This window comes from Actinospica acidithermotolerans, assembly GCF_018139625.1.
Lineage (GTDB): Bacteria > Actinomycetota > Actinomycetes > Streptomycetales > Catenulisporaceae > Actinospica > Actinospica acidithermotolerans.
Genome location: NZ_JAGSOH010000055.1, coordinates 15,711 through 33,867 on the forward strand (window position 1 = coordinate 15,711; position 18,157 = coordinate 33,867).

The window sequence follows — 18,157 nt, forward strand, 5'->3', positions numbered from 1 at the left end:
GTTCACGGCGCGAGGATCTCAGCCCAGATGGTCTTTCCAGTGAGGGAGTGCCGAGTGCCCCAGCGATGGGCCATCTGGGCGACGAGCATTAGACCACGGCCGCCCTCCTCCCAGTCGCGGGCCCGGCGCAGATGCGGCGCGGTGCTGCTCGCGTCGGAGACCTCGCAGATCAGCACGCGGTCATAGATGAGTCGCAGGGTGATCGGATCGGACGCGTAGCGGATGGCGTTGGTGACCAGCTCGCTGGCGATGAGTTCGGCCGAATAGGTGAGATCGTCGAGGTCCCATTCGGAGAGCCGCCGGGAGACGCCCTTGCGGGCGAGCGCGACGGCGGTCGGGTCGGAGGGGATGCTCCACGTGGCGACGCGCTCGGCGCCCAGGGCCCGCGTGCGCGCGATCAGCAGGGCGACGTCGTCTTTGGGCCGGGTGCCCGCCAGGCCGCCGAACGCCGCGTCGCAGGCCTGGTCCAGCGAGATGCCGGGACGCGCGAGCGCGCGGCGGAGCCGCTCGTAGCCCGCGTCCACGTCGTGGTCGGGCACGTCGATGAGCCCGTTCGAGAACAGCGCGAGCAGGCTTCCCTCGTCGAGGTCCACATCGGCCGCCTCGAAGGGCAGGCCGCCGATCCCGAGCGGCGGTCCGACGGACACCGCGGCCGCGGCCGCCGCGCCGTCCGGCGAGACGATGATCGGCAGCGGGTGCCCGGCGCTGGCCATCGTGCACTTGCGGGAGACCGGGTCGTAGACGACGTAGCAGCAGGTGGCGCCGATCTCGTCGCCCTCGGAGGCCGGCGCGTTCTCCGCCGCGAGGCGCAGGACGAGGTCGTCCAGGCTGGTCAGCAGCTCGTCCGGCGGCAGGTCCACGTCGGAGAGCGTGCGCACCGCCGTGCGCAGCCGGCCCATGGTCGCCGAGGCGCGGACGCCGTGGCCGACCACGTCGCCGACGACCAGGGCGACGCGGGCGCCGGAGAGCGGGATCACGTCGAACCAGTCGCCGCCGATCCCGGAGCGGGCCCCCGCGGGAACGTAGCGCGAGACTGCCTCGACAGCCCCCTGCTCGGGCATGCGCTGCGGCAGCAGGCTGCGTTGCAGCGAGAGCGCCGCCTCGCGCTCGCGCGTGTACCGGCGGGCGTTGTCGATCGCGACCGCGGCCCTGGCGGCCAACTCCTCGGCCAGCAGCAGATCGTCGCGGCCGAAGCGCTCCATCCGGTCCTGGCGGCTGCGGCGGTAGAACACCGCGACGCCGAGGGTCACGCCGCGGGCCCGCAGCGGCACGGCCATCATCGAGTGGTAGCCCTGGCCCTGGATGATCGCGGCCCGCCGGGCGTCCTGCCGCATCCACTCGACGAATTCGAGGTCTTCGGCGTTGCGGAGCACGCCCGCCCCGGAGGCCAGGGCGCGAGCGGGAGGTGAGAACTCGGGATAGCTGTCGACGCCGCCGGGCCCGAGTACCGTCGGCAGCAGCGTGCCGGGGGCGAAGCGGTGCGTGACGCGACGCAGCGTGACCGTGCCGGACAGCTCGCCGTCGCCGAGTTCGATATCGGAGTCGAGGGCGGTGAGCAGGTCGACGCTCGCGAAGTCCGCGAACTCCGGAACAGTCACCTCCAGCAGCTCCTCCGCCGTCCGGGTGAGATCCAGCGTGCTGCCGATCCGGCTCGCGGCGTCGTTGAGCAGCACGAGCCGCTTGCGCGCCCAGAACTGCTCGGTGATGTCGTGCGCGATCAGCGCGACGCCGTGCACCTCGCCCTCGGGGTCCTTCAGCGGCGCGAAGTCGACTGACCATGCGTGGATCCGCCGCTCTCCCCCGGTGCGCTGGAAGCTCTCGAGGTGCACCGGCTCGCCGGTCTCGAGCGCGCGGCGCAGTCCGTCCGCCAGGTTGATCGTCTGCGGCTGCGTGGTGATGTCGTGGATGTCGAGGCCGCGCACGGTCTCGTCCGGCAGGCCGACGACCGGCCTCATGGCCTGGTTGGAGCGGCGGTACTTGAGCTCGGCGTCGTAGAGGGAGACCGAGCAGGCCGGCAGCTGGTCGAAGGCCCAGCGCGCGAGGTCGTCGTCCTCCGGCCGCGCGTCGCCGTCCCGGCCGATCGGGCAGACGAAGCGCCACTTGCCCGAGCCGTGGTGCGCGATCGCGACGACGTCCACCCGGCCGCCGTCCCGGTGCCGCAGCGCGAGCGGGCCGCTCCAGCGCTCGGTGTTCTCGGCGGCCGCCCGGCGGACCTCCTCGGGCGCGGGACGCTCGAACAGCAGCCCGCACGCCGGCCGGCCGACGATCTCGTCCGCTGGGTAGCCCAACAGCCGCTCGGCCGGGCCGTTCCAGTGCGTCACGAAGCCGCGGGCGTCGACGACGACCTCCGCCGTGCCCGTCTCACCACTGAGGCGTTCCGTCACCGATCGACCACCCACCGCGCGCGTGAAGGTCATCGTAACATTCGGCCCACCGGGCGGCGCCGGGGAAACATCACCTGATCGGCCCGTTTAGCCACAGAGGCTCGCCTCGGCGGATGCCGCGTGCTAGACGTGGAATGCGGGGCCGCACCGGTCGCGCCGCCAGACGAGTCACGGAGGGCCGGTCATGTCCACTTCCGCCGACGACGAAGCCCGGGTCGAGCTGCGCTATCCGGGAGGCGAGCTGAAACTCCCGATCCGCGGCGCCACCGACGGCGCGTCCGGCATCGAGCTCGGGCCGCTGCTCAAGCAGACCGGCCTGGTGACGCTGGACACCGGATTCGTCAACACCGCCTCGTGCACCTCGGCGATCACCTACATCGACGGCGACGCCGGGATCCTGCGCTACCGCGGCTACCCGATCGACCAGCTCGCCGAGCGCTGCAGCTTCCTCGAGGTGAGCTACCTGCTCATCTACGGCGAGCTGCCGAGCGCCGCACAGCTCGAGGACTTCTCCGAGAAGATCACCCGCCACACGCTGCTGCACGAGGACCTGCGCCGCTTCTTCGACGCCTTCCCGCGCAACGCGCACCCGATGTCCGTGCTCTCCTCGGCCGTCTCGGCGCTGTCCACCTTCTACGAGGACAGCCTCGACCCCTTCGACGCCGAGCACGTCGAGCTCTCCACGATCCGGCTGATCGCGAAGCTGCCGACGATAGCGGCGTACGCGCACAAGAAGTCCGTCGGTCAGCCGATCCTCTACCCGGACAACTCGCGCGGCCTGGTGGAGAACTTCCTCCGGATGACGTTCGGCCTGCCCGCCGAGCCCTACGAGGCCGACCCGCTGTTCGTGCACGCACTCGACGTGCTCTTCATCCTGCACGCCGACCACGAGCAGAACTGCTCCACCTCCACCGTGCGCTTGGTCGGCTCCGCCGAGGCCAACCTCTTCGCCAGCGTCTCGGCCGGCATCAACGCCCTGTTCGGGCCCGCGCACGGCGGCGCCAACGCGGCCGTGCTCGACATGCTCGTCAAGATCCACGAGTCCGGCGACCACGTCGACACCTTCGTCGAGCGCGTCAAGGACCGCTCCGCGCGCGTGCGCCTGATGGGCTTCGGCCACCGCGTCTACAAGAACTACGACCCCCGCGCCGCGATCGTGAAGAAGATCGCCGACGAGATCATCAACCAGACCGGCGGCGATCCGCTCCTCGACCTGGCCAAGCAGCTCGAGGAGCGCGCGCTCTCCGACGACTACTTCATCGAGCGCAAGCTCTACCCCAACGTCGACTTCTACACCGGCCTCATCTACCGCGCCCTGGGCTTCCCGACCCGCATGTCCACGGTCCTGTTCGCCATCGGCCGCCTGCCGGGCTGGATCGCCCACTGGCGCGAGATGATGAACGACCCGGCCACCAAGATCGGCCGGCCTCGGCAGGTCTACACCGGCTATCCGGAACGCGATCTGTGACGGCGGACTTCGCTCTCAGCCCACTGCCATCGGAAGGCTCAGGGTGAAACAGGCACCGGCCCCGGGTTCGGTGCGGACGGTGGCGGTGCCGCCGTGGGCTTCGGCGATGGCGGCGACGATGGCCAGGCCTAGGCCGCTGCCCTGCTGGGCGGTGGTGCGGGCGCGGGAGGGGTCGGCGCGGTAGAAGCGTTCGAAGACGCGGGCGGCGTCGGCGGGGCTGAGGCCCTGGCCGGTGTCCAGCACGTCGAGGGCGTAGCGGCCCGGCTGCTCGTCCGGGCGGACGCGGACGGTGATCGGGGTGTCGTCGGGGGTGTGCCGCACGGCGTTCGTCAGGAGGTTGTCGACGGCCTGGCGCAGGCGGTTCTCGTCGCCGGTGACGACAGGTTCGGCGGAGCCGGAGGGGCGCTCCACGGCGAGTTCGATCGTGCGGTCCGCGGTCCGGGCCCTGGCGGCTGTGATGGAGTCGGCGGCGAGGGCGACGAGGTGCACGCGGTCGTGCGCGAGGGGGCGCTGCTGGTCGAGCCTCGCGAGCAGCAGGAGGTCCTCGACGAGCACGCCCATCCGCGTCGCCTCGTCCTCGATGCGGCGCATCAGGTCGGGCGTCTGTCGGGCGTCGACCGCGCCCTGCCGGTAGATCTCCGTCAGACCCCTGATGGAGGCGAGCGGGGTGCGCAGTTCGTGGCCCGCGTCGGCGGCGAACTGGCGCATGTGGGCTTCGGAGCGCAGCGCCTCGGCCTCGGAGCGCGCCTGGGCGCCGAAGGCGGCCTCGATCTGGCCGAGCATGCCGTTGAGGGATTTCGAGAGCTGGCCGATCTCGGTCTTCGGGTGGCCGTGGGGGATGCGGCGGGCGAGGTCGCCCGCCGAGATCGCGGCCGCGGCCGCCTCGATCTCGCGCAGCGGTCGCAGGGTTCTGCGGACCAGGACGTATCCCACGCCGAGCAGCGCGAAGCCGACGGCGATGTCCACGCTGATGTCGAGGCGGTCCAGGTGCGCGACGGTCGCGTCGACGCTGCTGAGCGGGGTGGCGACCAGCACGTAGCCGTCGGCCACCGTCTTCGAGTCCGCGGGCGGCGTGCTGCCGTAGGTCGACGTGCGGACGGAGGCGGACGCCTGGGCCTGCGCGGTGAACGGGGTCAGGTACCTCTCGCTCACGACCACGATCTGCCACTCGATCTTGGCGCCGCCGACCGTGCTGCTCTCGGTGATGGTCGAGCCCGACTCGGCCGCCGCCTCCAGGGTCGCGGCCGACGGCATGGTCGGCAGCGCGTTGGACTGGCCGACGGTCGCGCTGCACGAGGTCAGCGCCGTCGCGCCGCTCGTCGTTCTGGTCAGCAGCTCGACGGCGTTGTCGCTCGGCAGGCTTCCGCAGTTGAGCGACTGGTAGGTGGGCTTGTCCCAGTGCGCGCCGGCGATGGTGCGCGCGACGGTCGTGAGCTGCTGGCCGCTCTGGTCGACGAGGTAGTCGCGGAAGAGGTTGACGCCCACGGCTCCGGTCACCGAAAGCCCGACTGCGGCCAGGCCCAGCGTGCCGAGCACCAGCCGGGCCCACAGCGGGATCCGGGACCACAGCCGCAGCCTCACTCGCCGGCCCTGGGCTCGCGCAGGATGTAGCCGACGCCGCGCACGGTGTGCAGCAGCCGCGGGCCGGCGACCTCGAGCTTCTGCCGCAGGAAGGAGACGTACGACTCGACGATGCCCTGCTGGCCGGCGAAGTCGTAGTGCCAGACGTGGTCCAGGATCTGCGCCTTGGACTGCACCCGGCCGCTGTTCGCCATCAGGTACCGCAGCACCTTGAACTCGGTCGGCGAGAGCTCGATCCGGGTGCCGCCGCGGCGCACCTCGTGAGCCTGGTCGTCGAGTTCGAGGTCGGCCACCACGTAGCGGCCCGGGACCTGCTCGCCGAGGGAGCGGCGCAGCACGTTGTTGATCCGGGCGACGACCTCCTCGAGGCTGAACGGCTTGGTCACGTAGTCGTCGCCGATGGCCAGGCCGGCGACCTTGTCCTCGACCGCGTCCTTGGCGGTCAGGAACAGCACCGGGACGCGGCGGGTCTCGCGCAGCCGCGCGGCCACGTCGAATCCGTCCATGTCCGGCAGCATCACGTCGAGGATCACCAGGTCCGGCGGCTGCGCGTCGGCCGCGGCCAGCGCCTCGCGGCCGTCCGCCGCCGCGCTCACCGCGAAACCGGAGAACCGCAGGCTCACCGCGAGCAGCTCCCGGATGTTCGGCTCGTCGTCGACGACCAGCAGGTGGGCGAGCGGTTCCGGAAAGTCCATGGGCTCATGCTCTGACCCGTTCCTGAAAGGTGTCTGCAGGTTTCCCTGAAGTCCGCCGCAGATTCCGCGTCCGTCCACCAGGTCGGGCCGCTGACGTGCGCGGATGTGCAGGGAGCTTGCAGGAAGCGCCCAGAAACCGCTCAGCCCGGCCCGGTGGACTGCCTGCTGTCGGCGTCACCGGACGGCGGCAACCGAGAGAAGAGGTGTGTTGCATGCGGATCCTGGTGCTGGGTGCCGACGGTTACCTCGGCTGGCCCACGGCGCTGCACCTGTCGGCCGCCGGACACGAGGTCGGCGTCCTGGACAACTTCGCCCGCCGCGAGTACGACCGCGAGCTCGGCGTGGAGAGCCTGGTGCCGATCGAGTCCTTCGACGCGCGGGTGCGGGCCTGGCGCGAGGTCTCCGGCCGGACGCTCACCCCGTTCGCCGGCGACCTGACCGACGCGGCGTTCACGACGGACGCCGTGCGCTCCTTCCGGCCCGACGCGATCGTGCACTTCGCCGAGCAGCGGGCCGCGCCGTACTCGATGATCGACCAGGACCACGCCGTCTACACGCAGACGAACAACGTGGTCGGCACGCTGAACCTGCTCTACGCGATCGCCGAGGTGGATCCGTCGATCCACCTGGTGAAGCTCGGCACGATGGGCGAGTACGGCACGCCGAACATCGACATCGAGGAGGGCTGGCTCGAGGTCACCCACAACGGGCGCACCGACCGGATGCTCTACCCGAAGAAGCCGGGCTCGTTCTACCACCTGTCCAAGGTGCACGACAGCCACAACATCGAGTTCGCCTGCCGGATCTGGGGCCTGCGCGCCACGGACCTGAACCAGGGCATCGTCTACGGGCACCGCACCGAGCAGACGGCCGCCGACCCGCGGCTGGCGACCCGCTTCGACTACGACGCGGTGTTCGGCACCGTGCTCAACCGCTTCGTGATCCAGGCGGTGCTCGGCAGGCCGCTGACGGTCTACGGCGGCGGCGGCCAGACCCGCGGCATGATCGAGATCCGCGACACGGTCGAGTGCGTCAGGCTGGCCTGCGAGAACCCGGCCGAGGCCGGGGAGTTCCGGGTCTTCAACCAGATGACCGAGTCCTTCCGCGTCGACCACCTGGCCAAGACGGTCGCCGAGGCGTTCCCCGGCGAGGTGCGCATCGAGTACCTGGACAACCCGCGCGTCGAGCAGGAGGAGCACTACTACCGCGTCGTGCACACCGCCCTGCCGCGCCTGGGCCTGGTGCCGCATCTGCTCTCGAACACGCTGATCGAGTCGCTGTTCCCGCTGGTCGCCGAGCACCGCGACCGGGTCGAGTCGGAGGCGCTGCTGCCGGGCGTCCGGTGGCGCGGCGCCCTGCCGCAGCCCGCGGGGGCGGCGTGACCGCGCGGAGCACCGGGTCGCGGCTCGCCGGGGCCCGGATCCTGGTGACCGGCGGCGCCGGGTTCATCGGCCGGCACGTGGTGCGCGCGCTGACCCAGGCCGGGGCCTCGGTGCTGGTCGCGGACCAGCGCCCGGGGCCGGTCCCGGACTGCGGCCGGTTGCTGATCGGCGACCTGCGCGACCAGGGCTTCCGGGAGCGGATCGTCACCGCGGACCTGGACGGGATCGTGCACCTGGCGGCGGCGACCTCGGTGCTGGCGTCGGTGAACGATCCGGCCGGGGTGCACGACCTGAACGTCACGGCGACCGCCGCGCTCCTGGAACTCGCGCGGGTGAAGGGCGTTTCGCGCTTCATGCTCGCCTCGACCAACGCGGTCGTCGGCAACACCGGCGACTCGGTGATCGACGAGAAGATCGCGCTGCGCCCGCTGACGCCGTACGGCGCTTCCAAGGCGGCGTGCGAGATGCTGCTGTCGGCCTATCAGGGCTCATACGGCATGACGACGTGCGCGCTGCGGCTGACCAACGTGTACGGAACCGGCATGGCGGCGAAGGACAGCTTCGTGCCGCGGATCATGCGGGCCGCGCGCGACGGCGGCAAGGTCGAGATCTACGGCTCCGGCGAGCAGAAGCGCGACCTGGTCAACGTCCTGGACGTCGTGCAGGGCCTGGTCCTCGCCTGGCAGCAGGACGCGACGGGGCCGGTGGTGATCGGCAGCGGCGAGTCGGTGAGCGTGCTCGACCTGCTCGAAGCCGCGCGCAAGGCGACCGGGATCGACATCCCGGCCCGGCACATCGCGGCGAAGCAGGGCGAGATGCCGGCCGTGCGGGTCGACATCGGCCGGGCCGCCGCGCTGGGCTACGAGCCGGCCGTGTCGCTGGAAGACGGCCTGCGCGAGGTGTGGGCCGACTTCCGCCGCACGACCCGCACGGCAGCATGATCGGCCGGCTGGTGCGCCGCTTCCTCCAGGGGATCCGGAAGCTGCCCGGGCTCGCCCGCACGCACTGGATGTTCTCCATCGTCCTGGTGCTGGGCCTGACCGGCAGGGCTCTGACGATGGCGGCGTACCGGCCGGCCCTGTTCTACATCGACTCCGCGAACTACCTGACCAACCGGTTCACGCTCAGCCCGACCGCGCAGGACCCGCTCGGCTACTCGCTGATCCTGCGGGCTCTGCTGGACATCGGGCACCTGAGCCTCGTCGTCGCGGTGCAGCACGGAGCCGCACTGGCGATGGCCGTGTGCATGTACGCGCTCTTGCACCGAAAGGGCGCGGCACGCTGGCTCGGCGCGCTGGCCACGGCGCCCGTCCTGCTCGACGCGTACCAGTGGCAGATCGAGCAGAACATCCTCTCGGACAGCCTGTTCCTGGCCATGGTCGCCTTCGCGGTGACGATCCTGGCCTGGAACAGGCGTCCGTCGTGGAAGGCCGTCGCGGGCGCCGGGCTGCTGCTCGGCTGCGCGAGCGTCGTGCGGACGGTCGGCGAGGCGACGTTCGTCCCCGCCGCGATCTACGTCGTGATCGTGCTCGGGCCGACGTGGCGGCGCCGGCTCGCGTCCGGCGCGCTGCTGGCCGTGCTGTTCGCGGTTCCCTTGGCCGCCAACGCGATCTACGCGAGCGCGGACACCGGCGGTTCGGTGCAGAGCTCGCAGAACCTGCTCTACGGGCGGGTCGCCACGGTGGCCGACTGCGCGCGGGTGCCGAGCAGCCTGAAGTCGCTGTGCCCGGCGGGATCGGTCGCCTACCGCAAGTCGCTCGGCCCCGACTACTACGCGCACGATCCGTCCTCCCCCGACACCGACGCCGGGACCACCGAGATCAACCTCTTCGACCACTGGGTGCTTCTGCATCAGCCGCTGGCCGTCGCGGAGGCGGTCGGCAGGGACTTCCTGCAGCTGTTCGTCTCGCCGCGCACGACGGTCAGCGGCGGCACGGCGATCTCGCGATGGCAGTTCCAGACCAGCTTGCCGACCTGGACCGGCACCCCGAACGAGATCCGGTCGCTGATCCAGGAGTCCGGCGGCTCCGGGAGCGGCCACCTGAACCTCGGCCTGTCCGCGTGGCTGCGGCACTACCAGCTCGACGGCGGGTACACACCCGGCTGGTTCTTCGGCGCCGCGCTGCTGGCCGGGCTCTCCGGGATCGTCCGGCGGCGGTCCTGGATGCGCGCGCAGGCGCTGCTGTGGACCGGAACCGGCGTCGTGCTGCTGCTCGGCGCGGACGTCTTCGAATTCTCCTGGCGGTACCAGCTGCCCGCCCTCGTATTCCTACCCATGGGAGGTGCTTTCGCCTTGATCACCAGGAAGAGGCCGCTCCTCGAGAGCTTTCCGGACGACGTCGACGCCGCGGCGACGGAGGGCTTCCACGCGCGCTACGGGGCCGACGTCGAGTTCGGACCCGTCGTCGTCCTGATCGCCGCGTACAACGAGGCCGAGTCGATCGGCGCGGTCCTCGACCGGCTGCCGGCCGAGTGCCACCGGATGCGCGTCTGCCCGCTCGTGGTCGTGGACGGCGCGACCGACGACACCGCGGCCGAGGCGATCGAGCACGGCGCCTTCACGTGCGTCGCCCCGACGAATCGCGGCCAGGGCGCGGCGCTGCGGCTCGGGTATCAGCTCGCGCACGCTGGCGGTGCCCGCTACGTCGTCACGACGGACGCCGACGGCCAGTACGACACCTCGAAACTGCCGCGGCTGCTCTCCCCGATCGTGAACGACGAAGCCGATTTCGTCAGCGGATCGCGCGTACTCGGCCGAGACGAAAGCGGAAATCGCATACGCAACGCGGGCTGCCATTTCTTCGCCGCACTCGTCAGCCTGCTCATGCTCCAACGCGTCACCGATACGTCTTTCGGGCTGCGCGCCATGCGCACGGAAGTGCCGGTTTCGGTAACGCTGCGTCAGCCGCAGTATCAATCCTCGGAACTGCTGATCGGCGTCATGTCGCACGGTTGGCGGGTGCACGAGGTGCCCATGACGATCGCGCGGCGGGACGCGGGACAGACGAAGAAGGGCAACGCGCTGGTGTACGGCTCCCGCTACGCGCGCGTCGTGCTCGGCACCTGGTGGCGCGTGCGGCGGTCGGCGAAGACCAGCCGGTCGAACAGCACGAACTTGGTGACGAACACGACGCCGTAGGCGAGCAGGTAGGCCGCGGCGAGCAGCACCGACTGCGCGCCGCGGCTGGTCACCGTGTTCATGATCCAGTCGTCGGTCGCGGTCGTCGCGAGAATCGCGAATCCAGCCGTGATCAGCGTTATCAGCCAGTAGAGAGTCAGCTCGCGCAGCTTCTCGCCGCCGGTGCGCGTGTCGGAGCGCCACGCCCAGCGCCGGTTCAGCACGTAGTTCGGCAGCGCCCCGGCGGCCCAGGCGAGAATGGTCGCCCACTGCGAGTCGGCGCCGAGGTTGTACGCTCCGACCAGGACGATTTCGCTGCACGCCATCGCGACGAGCGAGCCTGCGCCGTAGCGGAGGAATGTGCCGATCATGGGGCTCCCTTCACGTCGACGCTAGTCTCCGAATCTGAAAAGTATCTGTACGGGTCTGTTGAGAATCTCAGGGCACGGCCGTATCCGGCCGATCGGGAATTTGAAGAATTCGATCCGGGTACGGCGGAACCAGGACTCGTATTGCCGGCCGTGACTTGATGCGCCGTCAGGGCTGCGGAAAGTCACGCGAAGGCGGAGGCGACTCGGGGTCTCCGGGTAAGGCCGACCGCCCAGTTCATCCTGCCGACACCGGACGGCCATGCCGGGAGCGACGCTAATTCGCATTAGTGATTTAGCCTCACCGACCATGAACCCCTCCTCCCGCATCACCCGTGGCGCTGCGGTCTTCGCCGCCGCGGCCGTCGTCGCCGCAGGTGCGAGCACCGCGAGCGCCCAGACCTCCGCGCACCCGGCGACGCAGAGCGCCGACCACGGCACTGTGTTCAGCCGCGTGCCGTTCACCGACGCGAGCGTCACCGCGAACACCTCGGCGGGCACGCTGACCGTCACCTGGACCGCGCCGAACCTGCATGGCGGCGTGGCCGTCTACGCCGGTTCCGCCAAGACCGGCCAGAAGCACTTCGTCGGGCTCGCGGCGGCCTCCACCGGCACGGCGACCGTCTCCGCCGCGTACGGCGACTGGATCCGGCTCGTGCCGTCGTCCGGCGACGCGCTCGTGCTGACGGTCCGCGACCTGGGCCTGGCCAGCGACCCGAACCTGCGTGACGTCGGCGGCTACCGCACGGTCGACGGCCAATGGGTGCGCATGGGCGTCGTCTACCGCTCGCAGGCGCTGTCGCTGAGCAGCTCCGACCTGGCCGTCGTCGACACGCTCGGCATCACCGACGACTACGACCTGCGCACGGCCTCGGAGATCGCCTCCTCCCCCGACGTCGTCCCGACCGGCGCCACCTACACGAACCTCAACGTGCTGGCTGACATATCGCTCTCGCCGACGCTGACCAGCGCCGACGCGGCGGCGGAGTACATGCAGGAGATCGAGCAGGACTTCGTCACCGACGCCACCGCGCGCGCGGCCTTCGGCTCCCTGCTGACCGGGATCGCCGACAGCAAGGGCGCCTCGCTCTACCACTGCACCGCCGGCAAGGACCGCACCGGCTGGGCCACGGCCGTGCTGCTCACGCTGCTCGGCGTGCCGCAGGACACTGTCATGCAGGATTACCTGCTCAGCAACACCTACTACTTCGGCTCCGCCTCCGTCCAGGCGCTGCTGAAGGAGATGCCGGCCGCCGAGGCCGCGATCTACACCCCGCTGCTCGAAGTACAGGCCTCCTACCTTCAGGCCGGTCTCGACCAGGTGAAGGCCACCTACGGCTCGATGTACGACTACGCGGTCAAGGGCCTCGGGCTGAGCCCGCGGACGATCGCGAAGCTGCGCGCCAAGCTGCTCGTCGGCTGACGACCGTCGGCCGCCTCGCCCCTTCGGCGCTAGAGTGGGCGCCGGGAGAAGCGAGGCGGCCGATGAGACGACCCTCCAACCGGGTCACCAGCACAGATGTGGCGCGCGAAGCAGGCGTGTCGCAGACGACCGTCAGCTTCGTCCTGAACGACACGCGCGGGCAGACCATCCCCGAGGAGACCAGGCGGCGCGTCCTGGAGGCCGCGAAGCGGCTGGACTACCGGCCGCGCGGCTCCGCCCGCTCGCTGGCCGCCGGCCGCAGCGACGTCGTGCTGCTCGCGCTGCCCGGCGTGCCGATCTCGGCGAACCTCTCCCGCTTCATCGAGCAGCTGGCCGCGGCCCTCGCCGAGAACGGCCTGTCCCTGCTGACGCATCTGGTGGAGGGCCACGGCCGTCCGCTGCCGGACCTGTGCGCCGCGGTGGACGCCTCCGTCGTCGTCAGCCTGATTCCACTGGACGCGGAGACGGCCGCCGCCGTGCAGCGGACCGGCGCCGAGCTCGTGCACGGTGCGGCGGGACGGGCTCAGGTCGAGCTGCAGGCGATCGGCCGTCTCCAGGCCGGGCACCTGATCGAGTCGGGCCGCGAGCGCCTGGGCTACGCGCTTCCCGCGCTGCACGCGACCGAGTTCCGCGTGCGGGAGCGCATGCGGGGCGTCGAGGCCGAGTGCGCGGACCGGGGACTCGCCCCGCCCCTCGCGCTCACCGTCGACATGGACGGCGAGCAGGCGGCCCTCGTCGTGGACGAGTGGGTGCGCTCGTCGGTGACCGGGGTGTGCGCGTACAACGACGAGGCGGCCATGGCGGTCCTGGCCGGGATGCACCGGCGCGGCCTGAGCGCCCCGGACGACCTCGCGGTGATCGGGGTCGGCGACATCGTCGCGGGCCAGGTCTGCATCCCGCCGCTCACGACCGTCGCCGTCGACTACGAGAACTCCGGCCGCGACCTCGCGCGTGTCGTCGCGGCACGCCTCGAGGGCGAGACCCCGGCCGAGAGCGCGAGTGTCACCCGCCCGCGCCTGGTCCGCCGCGCCTCCGCTCCCTGAACCGCCGTTCCCCCGCATGGGCACTCTGCGGTTGCAGGCCCTCGCCGCCCGCCTTCTACTCGGGTCGTGGAGTACTAGGCGAGGAGGCTGGTCCACGGATGCTTTCCGCTCGGAGTCTTTTTCAGGAGATCTACCAGAACGACGAGGCCTTCCGGCTCTTTTGCAGCATCGCGATGAGCGGCGAGAGCCAGGGAGGCTGGGAGAACGGCCGGATCTCGGCGCTGGTCGCGGACCCGGTCCTGGCACCGAAGATCGCCCGGCACGGCGCCGACGAGGACAAGCACGGCCGGATCTTCCGCGGGCTGATGCGCAACCGCGATCTCGAACCGGTCGAGGTCCCGCCGGAGGCGGACTACACGATGCTGCTGGAGAAGCAGGGCATCGGCCTCGCGCACGCCCGGCTGCGCGATAACCAACCGCTGACCGGGCACGACATCACGGTCTACCTCGCGCACAGCCGCGTCACGGAGCAGCGCGCCTCCGAGCAGATGCGGCTGCTGTGCCGCGTGTTCGAGCACGACTCGCACATGGGCAAGGCGGTGCGCCAGATCAGCGCCGACGAGGACAACCACCTCGCGTACTGCCATGAGGAGCTGCTGCGGCTCGCGAAGGACGGCCGGCGTGCCGAGATCGACGCGATCCTGAACCGGACGGCGCACGCCGAGATCAAGGTCTACCGCGATGTCAGCCGGGCGGTGATGGCGCACATGGGCCGCATTCTCGGCTGGTCGAGAGCGAAGTCGGAGATCCTGGCAGCCGGCATCCACGGCGTTTACCTCTACGAGCTCTCCGGCGGCTGGCGGCGGATGACGTCGCTGCGGATGCCCACGGTGCGCAACGCGCTCGGCGGCCCGTCGGCGCAGAAGGTGGCGACGCCCTCGGCCTAGGCCGCGGCCGAGGTGCCGCGGATCGGGCGGGTCGCGTGTGTCGTCAGGCGGATTCGCGGGCGACGATGCGGCCGGGCTGCGGCGCCAGGTCGTGCGCGTCGAGGCCGAGCACGTTGCGGGCCGCGCGTCTGCCGTGCACGTCGGCTTCGCGGTGCAGCGTGGTGAGAGCCGGGGTCGCGAGGGCTCCCGCCTCGTCGTCGTCGAACCCGATGACGGCCACGTCGGCGGGCACCGAAAGTCCGAGGTCGCGCAGCGCGCTCATCACGCGGAGGGCGATGACGTCGCTGAACGCGGCGATGGCGGTCACGTCCGGGTGCCCGGCCCGGAACGCTTCGACGGCGGCGACGCTCTCCGCACCCGGACGCGGCACGTCGAAGCACGCCGGGCGCGGCACGCCCAGCGCCTGCGCGGACTGCGCGGTCAGGCGCACGCGGGCCTCGGTGAGCGCTGAGTGCGTGTCCGGCAGGGCGAGCGCGATCCGCTCGTGGCCGTGCTCGACGAGGTAGCCGATCTGCAGCGCCGCGTGCGCCGCGAGGCCGTCGCGCCAGCCGCCGCCGAAGTCCTCGAGGTCCTTGCCGGCCTGGTACGACTCGCCGAACCGGAGGATCGCGCGCGGCGCGATCGCGTGCAGGACCTGGTCCGTGGCCCGGTCGGTGTACGGGCCGTGCCGCACGAACAGCGCGTGCCCGTGCGCGGTCAGCTCGGCGTCCAGACCGCGGATGAAGCCGCGCGAGTAGCTGCCGTCGTACTGCGGGTCGATCTCGAGCACGACGACCCGCGACGAGCCCTCGCGCAGCGCCCTGGCCACGCCGTTCGGCACATAGCCCAGGCGGGCGGCGGCCGCGTGCACCCGCTCGCTGGTGGCCGCGGAGATCGACTGGTTCGGGTCGTTGGCCAGGACGAATCCCGCCGTGGCCCGCGAGACTCCGCTCGCGGCCGCGACGTCGTTGAGCGTGACCCGCCGGGATGCGGCCATGAATCTCCTCGGGTGCCGGGCGCGCCGCCGATTCTACCGGGTCAGGATTCCCGGAGCGCAGGTCAGAGCGGGTCCGTGGGGAGCCGTGTACAGCTAAGTTTGCGCCTTGACCCATTTCGGGGGCCTGTTCGCCGCTCCTACGCTCGTGACACCTCGCCGTGCCGGTGAGGCTTCTCGACGGATGGTGGGAGTGCGCGACGGTGGTGACTGATCCAGCAACGGACCCGGGGCGGACGATAGACGTGCTCGACCCGTCGGACACGCGCCGGGTGGTGGCGCGGGTCCCGGCGATGACGGGCGGCGAGGTCCTCGGGCTCTACGACGCGGCCGCGCAGGCGGCTCCGGGCTGGGGCCGGACCTCGCCGATCGAGCGCGGCGCGATCCTCGCCCGGGCCGCCGCGCTGCTCCGGGAGCGCTCCGCCGAGATCACCGCGGACCTGGTGTCCGAGATGGGCAAGACGCTCGCCGAGGCGGGCGGCGAGGTGGCCAAGGCGGCCGACTTCTTCGACTACTACGCCGGGTTCGCGCGCCAGCCGTACGGGCAGCTGCTCGCCGATGCGCGGCCGGGCACCGAGACCAGCGTGCGCACGGAGCCGCTCGGCGTCGTCGCGCTGATCACGCCGTGGAACGACCCGCTGATCACCCCGGCCCGCAAATCGGCTCCGGCACTGGCGGCGGGGAACGCCGTGATCCTCAAGCCCGCGACCGACACCCCGCTCGTCGCGCTGCACCTGGCCCGCGCCCTCGCGGACGCCGGCCTGCCCGCCGGGCTCTTCGCGGTCGCGGTCGGCAGGGCGAGCCAGATCTCGGACGTGCTGCTCGACGACGAGCGGCTGGCCGCGGTGTCCTTCACCGGCAGCACCGAGGTCGGCCGGACGATCCAGCGCCGCGTGGCCGGACGCAACGTGCGCGTGCAGACGGAGATGGGCGGGAAGAACGCGACGGCGATCCTCGCCGACGCCGACCTCGCGCTCGCGATCCCGACCGTGGCCGCCGCCGTGTTCGGCCAGGCAGGACAGCGCTGCACGGCGACCAGCCGGGTGGTCGTGGACCGCGCGGTGGCCGACGAGGTGATCGCCGGCCTCGTCGCGTACGCCGGGAGCCTGCGCGTCGGCCCCGGCTCCGACCCGGCCACGACGATGGGACCGCTGGTCAGTGCGCAGCAGCAGAAGGAAGTCCTGACGCACGTCGAGCGGGCGAAGGCCGAGGGCGCGACCGTCGCGGTGGGCGGATACGCGCCGACCGAGGGCGGGTTCGAGCACGGATGCTACGTCGCTCCGACCGTGCTGACCGATGTGCGGCCGGACATGGCGATCTGGCGCGACGAGGTCTTCGGCCCGGTCGCGGCCGTGCGCGTGGTCGACGGGTTCGACGAGGCGGTGGCGGCGGTCAACGACTCGGTCTACGGCCTCGCCGCGGGCGTCTTCACGACGAGCCTCGAGCACGCGCACGAATTCGCCGCGCGGGTGAACGCCGGCCAGGTCGCGGTCAACCTGCCCACCCCCGGCTGGGACGTGCATCTGCCGTTCGGCGGCTTCGGCGACTCCGGATCCCCGTTCAAGGAGCAGGGCGCCGAGGCGCTGCGCTTCTACACGCGGGTGAAGACGGTCGCGATCCGCGTCGGCGGCGGTGCCCGGTGAAGCGCGTCGGCGTGGTCGGCGCGGGTCTGGTCGGCCTGGCCGTGGCCCGGCGGATCGCGCAGACGACCGGAGCCGAGGTGACCGTCTTCGAGAAGGAGGACGTGATCTGCAAGCACCAGTCGGGCCACAACTCCGGGGTCGTGCACTCGGGCATCTACTACAAGCCGGGCTCGCTCAAGGCCACGCTGTGCCGGCGCGGCGTCGAGCTCATCAAGGAGTTCACGGCCGAGCACGGGCTCGAATACCGCGAGCTCGGCAAGGTCATCGTCGCGCGCGACGAGGTCGAGGTGACCCGGCTGCGCGACCTGCAGGACCGGGCCGCGGGCAACGGCGTCCCCGGCGTGCGCTGGCTCGGGCCGGAGGAACTGCGCGAGCTGGAGCCGCACGTGACCGGGCTCGCCGCACTGCACTCCCCCACGACGGCGATCGTCGACTACCCGGCGATCGCGCACGCGCTTGTCGACGATCTGACGAAGTTCGGCGGCAGCGTACGGCTGAACGCGCCGGTCGACGGGGTCGAGCGCAGCGCCGGCGGGGTAGCGGTGACCAGCCGCGGCGAGCGGGACGAGTTCGACCGGCTGGTGCTGTGCGCGGGGCTGCAGTCCGACAGCGTGGCCCGGCTCGCGGGCGACGACCCGGGACCGGCGATCGTGCCCTTCCGCGGCGAGTACTACCGGCTCGTCCCGGACCGCCGGCACCTGGTCAACGGCCTGGTCTACCCGGTGCCCGATCCGGCGTACCCGTTCCTCGGCGTGCACCTGACGCCGCGGATCGACGGCACCGTGGACGTCGGGCCGAACGCGGTGCTGGCGATGGCCAGGGAAGGCTACAAGCGCACGGACATCCGGCCCGCCGACCTGCTGAGGACCCTGGCCTGGCCCGGCTCGCTCCGCCTGTTCAGGCAGCACTGGCGGATGGGCGTGCACGAGTACCGCGGCTCGTTCTCGAAGCGCGCCTTCACCGCCGCTGCCCGCGCCTACGTACCGGAACTCGCGCCCGCCGACCTGGTCGCCGCGCCCGCCGGAGTGCGGGCGCAGGCGGTGGACCGGGACGGCTCGCTGGTCGACGACTTCCGGATCTCCGCGCTCGGCCCGGTCACGGCCGTGCGCAACGCCCCCTCTCCCGCCGCAACCTCGAGCTTGGCGATCGCCGAGTACGTGGTCGACCACATCACCGCGAAATAGTCGGTGCT

At 71.5% G+C, this 18,157-nt stretch carries 14 protein-coding genes; 9 read left to right on the forward strand and 5 right to left on the reverse strand.

Annotated elements, in window-relative coordinates:
• Positions 1 to 2: 2 nt before the first annotated feature.
• Positions 3 to 2,384 (reverse strand): SpoIIE family protein phosphatase, encoded by a 2,382-nt coding sequence (locus KDK95_RS18885; protein ID WP_212519522.1) that lies wholly within the window; start codon positions 2,382 to 2,384, stop codon positions 3 to 5.
• Positions 2,385 to 2,568: 184 nt separating this feature from the next.
• On the opposite strand from KDK95_RS18885, the gene KDK95_RS18890 reads away from it, so the two are divergent.
• Entirely contained in the window at positions 2,569 to 3,852 is a 1,284-nt protein-coding gene (locus tag KDK95_RS18890; RefSeq protein WP_212519523.1) for a citrate synthase, read from the forward strand.
• Between the two features lie 15 nt (positions 3,853 to 3,867).
• Here KDK95_RS18890 and KDK95_RS18895 read toward each other — a convergent pair whose 3' ends face one another.
• Both KDK95_RS18895 and KDK95_RS18900 read right to left on the reverse strand, forming a co-directional pair.
• Positions 3,868 to 5,433 carry a sensor histidine kinase gene (locus tag KDK95_RS18895; RefSeq protein WP_212519524.1) on the reverse strand — a complete coding sequence of 522 codons (1,566 nt, stop codon included), beginning with the start codon at positions 5,431 to 5,433 and terminating at the stop codon, positions 3,868 to 3,870.
• Entirely contained in the window at positions 5,430 to 6,128 is a 699-nt protein-coding gene (locus KDK95_RS18900) for a response regulator transcription factor (RefSeq protein ID WP_212519525.1), read from the reverse strand. Before KDK95_RS18900 ends, KDK95_RS18895 begins: the two co-directional genes overlap by 4 nt.
• A 212-nt stretch (positions 6,129 to 6,340) precedes the next feature.
• On the opposite strand from KDK95_RS18900, the gene KDK95_RS18905 reads away from it, so the two are divergent.
• The 3 genes from KDK95_RS18905 to KDK95_RS18915 are packed head-to-tail and all read left to right on the forward strand — an operon-like array spanning position 6,341 to position 10,649.
• Positions 6,341 to 7,510 carry an NAD-dependent epimerase/dehydratase family protein gene (locus KDK95_RS18905; protein WP_212519526.1) on the forward strand — a complete coding sequence of 390 codons (1,170 nt, stop codon included), beginning with the start codon at positions 6,341 to 6,343 and terminating at the stop codon, positions 7,508 to 7,510.
• Positions 7,507 to 8,451, forward strand: coding sequence for an NAD-dependent epimerase/dehydratase family protein (locus KDK95_RS18910; RefSeq protein ID WP_212519527.1), 945 nt, complete (start codon positions 7,507 to 7,509; stop codon positions 8,449 to 8,451). Before KDK95_RS18905 ends, KDK95_RS18910 begins: the two co-directional genes overlap by 4 nt.
• Complete coding sequence (locus KDK95_RS18915; RefSeq protein ID WP_212519528.1) at positions 8,412 to 10,649, forward strand: glycosyltransferase family 2 protein; 2,238 nt, start codon at positions 8,412 to 8,414, stop codon at positions 10,647 to 10,649. The genes KDK95_RS18910 and KDK95_RS18915 overlap by 40 nt, the downstream gene beginning before the upstream one ends.
• Here KDK95_RS18915 and KDK95_RS18920 read toward each other — a convergent pair.
• Positions 10,550 to 10,999, reverse strand: a complete 450-nt coding sequence (locus tag KDK95_RS18920; RefSeq protein ID WP_212519529.1) for a GtrA family protein — start codon at positions 10,997 to 10,999, stop codon at positions 10,550 to 10,552. The two genes, KDK95_RS18915 and KDK95_RS18920, sit on opposite strands and share 100 nt — an antisense overlap.
• Positions 11,000 to 11,306: 307 nt before the next feature.
• On the opposite strand from KDK95_RS18920, the gene KDK95_RS18925 reads away from it, so the two are divergent.
• The 3 genes from KDK95_RS18925 (at position 11,307) to KDK95_RS18935 (ending at position 14,349) form a co-directional block, all read left to right on the forward strand.
• The gene (locus KDK95_RS18925) at positions 11,307 to 12,419 is read left to right on the forward strand and encodes a tyrosine-protein phosphatase (protein ID WP_212519530.1); all 1,113 of its coding nucleotides are present in this window, start codon (positions 11,307 to 11,309) and stop codon (positions 12,417 to 12,419) included.
• A gap of 62 nt (positions 12,420 to 12,481) precedes the next feature.
• Positions 12,482 to 13,462, forward strand: a complete 981-nt coding sequence (locus KDK95_RS18930) for a LacI family DNA-binding transcriptional regulator (protein WP_212519531.1) — start codon at positions 12,482 to 12,484, stop codon at positions 13,460 to 13,462.
• 98 nt (positions 13,463 to 13,560) lie between these two features.
• Positions 13,561 to 14,349, forward strand: a complete 789-nt coding sequence (locus tag KDK95_RS18935) for a hypothetical protein (RefSeq protein ID WP_212519532.1) — start codon at positions 13,561 to 13,563, stop codon at positions 14,347 to 14,349.
• A 43-nt stretch (positions 14,350 to 14,392) separates the two neighbouring features.
• On the opposite strand, the gene KDK95_RS18940 is transcribed toward KDK95_RS18935, so the two are convergent.
• The gene (locus KDK95_RS18940) at positions 14,393 to 15,325 is read right to left on the reverse strand and encodes a LacI family DNA-binding transcriptional regulator (RefSeq protein ID WP_212519533.1); all 933 of its coding nucleotides are present in this window, start codon (positions 15,323 to 15,325) and stop codon (positions 14,393 to 14,395) included.
• 203 nt (positions 15,326 to 15,528) lie between these two features.
• Between KDK95_RS18940 and KDK95_RS18945 the strand changes: the two genes are divergently transcribed.
• Entirely contained in the window at positions 15,529 to 16,965 is a 1,437-nt protein-coding gene (locus KDK95_RS18945; protein ID WP_212519534.1) for an aldehyde dehydrogenase family protein, read from the forward strand.
• Positions 16,962 to 18,149 (forward strand): L-2-hydroxyglutarate dehydrogenase, encoded by a 1,188-nt coding sequence (lhgD, locus tag KDK95_RS18950; protein ID WP_212519535.1) that lies wholly within the window; start codon positions 16,962 to 16,964, stop codon positions 18,147 to 18,149. The genes KDK95_RS18945 and lhgD overlap by 4 nt, the downstream gene beginning before the upstream one ends.
• Positions 18,150 to 18,157 lie beyond the last annotated feature (8 nt).